General features: G+C 58.2%; 4 protein-coding genes. 2 read left to right on the forward strand and 2 right to left on the reverse strand.

From position 1 onward, the window contains the following. The first annotated feature begins 312 nt into the window (after nt 1–312). Both RX972_RS06440 and araD1 read left to right on the forward strand, forming a co-directional pair. Nucleotides 313–1488, forward strand: a complete 1176-nt coding sequence (locus RX972_RS06440) for an L-rhamnonate dehydratase (protein ID WP_032627344.1) — start codon at nt 313–315, stop codon at nt 1486–1488. A 125-nt stretch (nt 1489–1613) separates the two neighbouring features. Further along, on the forward strand, nt 1614–2609 hold the full coding sequence (gene araD1 / locus RX972_RS06445) for an AraD1 family protein (protein ID WP_316873438.1): 996 nt from the start codon (nt 1614–1616) through the stop codon (nt 2607–2609). Nucleotides 2610–2888: 279 nt separating this feature from the next. Here the strand turns inward: araD1 and trmA are convergent, their stop codons facing one another. Beyond that, nucleotides 2889–3980, reverse strand: coding sequence for a tRNA (uridine(54)-C5)-methyltransferase TrmA (gene trmA, locus RX972_RS06450; RefSeq protein WP_316873439.1), 1092 nt, complete (start codon nt 3978–3980; stop codon nt 2889–2891). Further along, nucleotides 3977–5272 (reverse strand): NCS2 family permease, encoded by a 1296-nt coding sequence (locus RX972_RS06455; RefSeq protein WP_316873440.1) that lies wholly within the window; start codon nt 5270–5272, stop codon nt 3977–3979. Before RX972_RS06455 ends, trmA begins: the two co-directional genes overlap by 4 nt. Nucleotides 5273–5628: the final 356 nt, after the last annotated feature.

Genomic DNA, 5628 nt, shown 5'->3' on the forward strand with positions numbered 1-5628 from the left:
CGCAATTGCTTATTTCTGCGTGTGTGTGGGGCTCGTATTTGTTAAAACGACAAAGAACAACGACTCGGTATCAGATACCGTGTTGAACCTATCGCGGGCAAGCCCGGCTCCCACAATTCATTCCAGGCCGATAACTCCGACGTTGAAGATATCTCCAAACCGATCACTCCAGGCTATCACTGGATACGCATAAGTGATTAGCCGACACCTCTTCCAGCTGGCTAAATTTCCCCATCGACTTGTCGATCAACAACTACAAAAAGCCGGTCCCGCGCCATGCAGGACATACCGGCACACAAGGAAAAGCAGCCCATGAAAATCAAAGCTATCCGCACCCGTGTCTTCGAATGGAAAGGCAAGGTTGTCCCTCCCCAGGCCCACTTCTGCACCAATGCCAGCGACATCCTTTTCGAACGTGGCGATGCCATGGGCTCGTTCCGTTTCCATGGCTGGCTGGTGGTGGAAATTGAAACTGACACCGGTCTGGTCGGTATCGGTAACTGCGCCCTGGCGCCGCGTGTGGCCAAGGAAATCATTGATACATACCTGGCCCCCATCGCCATTGGCGAAGACCCGTTCGACAACGAATACATCTGGCAAAAAATGTATCGCCAGAGCCACGCCTGGGGCCGCAAAGGCATCGGCATGGCGGCCATCTCGGCCATCGACATCGCCATCTGGGACATTATGGGCAAGGCCGTGAACAAGCCGGTCTTCAAACTGCTGGGCGGGCGCACCAAGGAAAAGATCTGGACCTACGCCTCCAAGCTCTATGCCAATGACAACCTCGACCTGTTTCTCGAAGAAGCTCAGGGCTATCTGAATCAAGGCTTCACCGCCCTGAAAATGCGCTTCGGTTATGGCCCGAAAGACGGCCCCGCAGGCATGCGTCGCAACATCGAGCAGGTGCGTGCGCTGCGTGAGCTGGCCGGGCCAGATGTGGACATCATGCTCGAGTGCTACATGGGCTGGACCCTGGAATACGCCCGTCGCATGTTGCCGAAACTGGCCGAGTTCGAGCCACGTTGGCTGGAAGAGCCGGTGATTGCCGATGACATCGAAGGCTATATCGAGCTGAAGAAGATGAACATTATGCCGATCTCCGGCGGCGAGCACGAATTCACCTCGTACGGCTTCAAGGACTTGCTGGAACGCCGTGCTGTGGATGTTATCCAGTACGACACCAACCGCGTCGGCGGTATCACCGCCGCCCGCAAGATCAACGCCATGGCCGAAGCGTGGTCAGTGCCCGTGATTCCCCATGCCGGGCAGATGCACAACTATCACCTGACCATGTCCACCACCGCCTCGCCGATGGCCGAGTTCTTCCCGGTGTTCGACGTCGAGGTCGGCAACGAGCTGTTCTACTACGTGTTCAAGGGCGAGCCACAGCCGGTCAACGGTTATATCCAGCTGGACGACAACAAACCGGGCCTGGGGCTGGAAATCTCCGACGAGTATCTGAGCGATTTCAACATTATCGAGTAATGCTCGATTTGTAGGAGCGCGCTTGCCCGCGATGACGTCGGTACATTCGATGCATCTCTAGCGGCAGGTATGACCCCTTCGCGGGCAAGCGCGCTCCTACAGAATTCATTCTGTGGGGACTACTAATGCGCCTTATCCAATTTGAAACCCAATCCGGTCAACGCCAGGTTGGTGTCGTCGATGGCAACTCGATCAACGTAGTACGTCAAACTCCAAGCACACGCGAATTGGCCCTTGCCGCCATTCGCGCCGGAAAAAGCCTGGCCGATGAAGTGGCCAGCCGTGGCACTGAACCCGGTCCGGATTACGCCTCTTTGCTGCAAAACCGCCAGGTACTGCCGCCGCTGGATCACGAAGATCCGGCCCATTGCCTGATCAGTGGCACTGGTTTGACTCACTTGGGCAGCGCTTCGGCGCGGGACAAAATGCATCAACATGACGGTCAGGTCGAGGCGGGCATGACTGACACCATGAAGATCTTCAAGTGGGGCATCGAAGGCGGCAAGCCTGCAGCCGGTCAGGTCGGCGCTCAGCCAGAATGGTTCTACAAAGGCGATGGCAGCATTGTCGTGCGGCCTGGGGGGGATTTCCCGGTGCCGTCATTTGCTGAAGATGCGGGCGAGGAGCCTGAGTTGACCGGCCTCTATGTGATCGGCGACAACGGTCAGCCGTATCGTTTGGGTTATGCACTGGGTAACGAGTTTTCCGACCACGTGATGGAGCGCCGTAACTACCTGTATCTGGCGCACTCCAAGCTGCGCTATTGCGCGTACGGCCCGGAGTTGCGGGTCGGTGAACTGCCGCGTCATCTGTCCGGCATGAGTCGGGTTTTGCGTGATGGAGAGGTGCTCTGGGAGAAGGAATTTTTGAGTGGCGAGGACAACATGTGCCACAGCCTGGCGAACCTTGAATATCACCACTTCAAGTACGCGCAGTTCCTGCGTCCGGGGGATGTGCACATTCACTACTTTGGCACCGCAACTTTGTCGTTTGCCGATGGCGTGAGGACGCAACCCGGTGATCGTTTCCAGATCAGCCTTGATGCGTTTGGTGCGCCACTGGAAAACGGCATCGGCGAGGGGCCTAAGGCGGTGGGGATTGGGCAGATAAAAGCGTTGTGACCAAGGTTAGGTAAAAACACCTGTGCAGACTGTGTGAAAACTACTGCGCTCGGCAATACTGCGTTAAAAACAGGCGAAAAATGCTCATTTAGAACACCTAGACTCCGCTTTTTCGCCTGTTTTTGCCTTGTCTTGCCGTCGCTCGCTACGTTTTCACACAGTCTGTGTGGGAGCGAATTCATTCGCGAAGAGGCCAGTACATTCGATACCTGTTTATCGTCTGTTCTACCGTATCGCGAATGAATTCGCTCCCACAGGGTGTGTTTCCAAAGGAGAGCATCAGCGCCTGACGAGCAACACCCCGGACTCCATATGGTGGGTATACGGAAACTGATCAAACAGCGCGCAACGCTCCACACGGTGCGTATCGTGGAGTTGCGCGATGTTGGCGGCCAGGGTTTCCGGGTTGCAGGAGATGTACAGGATGCGTTCGAAGCGGCGGGTGAGCTCGCAGGTGTCCGGATCCATACCGGCGCGGGGCGGGTCGACGAACACGCTGCCGAAGTCGTAGCTCTTCAGGTCCACGCCGTGCAAGCGGCGGAACGGACGCACTTCATTCAGTGCCTCGGTCAGTTCTTCTGCCGACAGGCGCACCAGCGTCACGTTATCCACCGCGTTATCGGCCAGATTGCTCAAGGCGGCGTTAACCGATGTCTTGCTGATTTCGGTCGCCAGCACTTTGCGCACTCGGGTTGCCAGCGGCAGGGTGAAGTTGCCGTTGCCGCAATACAGCTCAAGCAAATCATCCTCACGGTCGCCCAGCGCGGCGTACGCCCAGTCGAGCATCTTCTGGTTCACGGTACCGTTGGGTTGGGTGAACGCACCTTCGGGTTGACGGTAACTGAAGGGGCGACTGGCGACTTCCAGCTCTTCTGTCACATAATCACGACCAATCACTAGACGCTGGCCTTTGGAGCGGCCGATCAGGCTCACGTCCAGATCGGCGGCCAGCTTTTCAGCCTCGGCCAGCCACTCATCGTCCAGCGGGCGGTGATAACACAGGGTGATCATCGCATCGCCCGCCAGTGTGGTCAGGAAGTCCACCTGGAACAGCTTATGGTTAAGCACCTTGCTGGCTTCCCAGCGGTCGCGCAGTACGGGCATCAGGGCGTTGATGCGCAAGCTGGCGATAGGCAGACCGTCCAGCAGGATCGGGTTCTTGTTATCGCCGGGGGTGAACATCGCGTAGTGACGCTTCTGGTCTTCGCGCCACAGGCGGAACTCGGCGCGCAGCCGGTAGTTTTCTTTGGGCGAGTCAAACACCTGCGGCTCGGGCGCATCAAAAGGGGCCAGCAGTTCACGCAGGCGATCTGCTTTGGCCTGGAGCTGAGTGTCATAGCTCGCAGGATCGAAGGGGATACTCGCACTCATGCCGGAAACCAACCCAATTTAACAACGAACAGAATCGACAGGATCACCAAGGCGGGATTCAGCTCGCGCCACTGGCCCGACAACAGCTTGATGCCTGTCCAGGCGATGAAACCAAATGCAATGCCGTTGGCGATGGAGTAGGTGAACGGCATCGCCAGCGCAGTAATCACTACTGGCGCGGCAACAGACAGGTCGTCCCAATCGATTTCGGCCAGACCAGATGCCATCAATACCGCCACGAACAACAGCGCAGGAGCGGTCGCGTACGCCGGGACACTGCCCGCCAGTGGCGCGAAGAACAACGCCAGCAGAAACAGGATCGCAACCACGATGGCGGTCAGACCGGTGCGGCCGCCAGCGCTGACGCCAGCCGCAGATTCGATGTAACTGGTGGTGGTCGAGGTGCCCAACAGCGAACCGGCCATAGCGGCGGTGCTGTCGGCGATCAGCGCACGGCCCATCTTCGGCATGTGGCCGTTCTTGTCCATCAGCCCGGCGCGCTTGGCGACGCCGATCAGGGTGCCGGAGTTGTCGAACAGGTCGACGAACAGGAAGGCGAAGATCACGCTGATCAGGCCGACGTCAAAAGCGCCTTTGATGTCCAGTTGCAAAAAGGTCGGGGCCAGCGAAGGAGGCATCGAGACCACGCCGCCGAACGGCGTGAAGCCCAAAGCAATCGAGACGATTGTCACCGCCAGAATGCCGATCAATACGGCGCCACGGACCTTGAGTCTTTCCAGGGCGATGATCAGGAAGAAGCCCAGAGTAGCGAGTACCGGTGCCGGTTGCTTCAGATCACCCATGCCGATCATGGTGGCCGGGTTGCTGACCACGATGCCAGCGTTGTGCAGGGCGATCAAAGCCAGGAACAGGCCGATACCCGCAGCAATCGCCGAGCGCAGGGGCAGCGGGATGCTGTTGATGATCCATTCACGGATACGGAAGATCGACAGAATGAAAAACAGCACCGCCGAAATAAACACCGCACCCAGCGCCACCTGCCAGGTGTGCCCCAAGTGCAGCACAACGGTATAGGTAAAGAACGCGTTCAGGCCCATGCCCGGTGCGAGGGCAATCGGGTAGTTGGCGATGATGCCCATGGTGGCCGAGCCGATGGCGGCCGCCAGACAGGTGGCGACGAACAGCGCGCCTTTGTCCATGCCGGTCGCGCCGAGGATGCTCGGGTTGACGAACAGGATGTAGGCCATCGCCAGAAAGGTCGTGACGCCCGCGAGAATCTCGGTGCGCACGTTGGTGTTGTGTGCCTTGAGTTGAAACAGCCGTTCCAGCATGTCTGGCTCCCCGGTGACGCGCCTGCGTCGTGAATGAATCGACTAGAACAGCAAAGCACAGACTGCCGAAGCGGCCCGCGGATTTTGTGCAGGTCGGAAAAAGCCGCGCATGATACCAGTCGAACGGCTTTGTGACTGCCTGCCGACGAGTGGTGTGCTTCGGCATTCTTCAGATTTTTCTGAAACAGCGCTGGACAGCGGTTAGCTGTAGATCAAATCGACTAAGTCGCGGGCAAGCCCAGCTCCCACAGGTCCGCGTCCGGCGTAAAGTCCTCTGTGATTCCTATGCCACTGGCTGGCGCCGAATCTGTGGGAGCCGGGCTTGGTCTGGGCGGCCTTCCGACGATAATGCTGTA

This window comes from Pseudomonas syringae group sp. J309-1 (assembly GCF_032582135.1).
Classification (GTDB): domain Bacteria; phylum Pseudomonadota; class Gammaproteobacteria; order Pseudomonadales; family Pseudomonadaceae; genus Aquipseudomonas; species Aquipseudomonas quasicaspiana.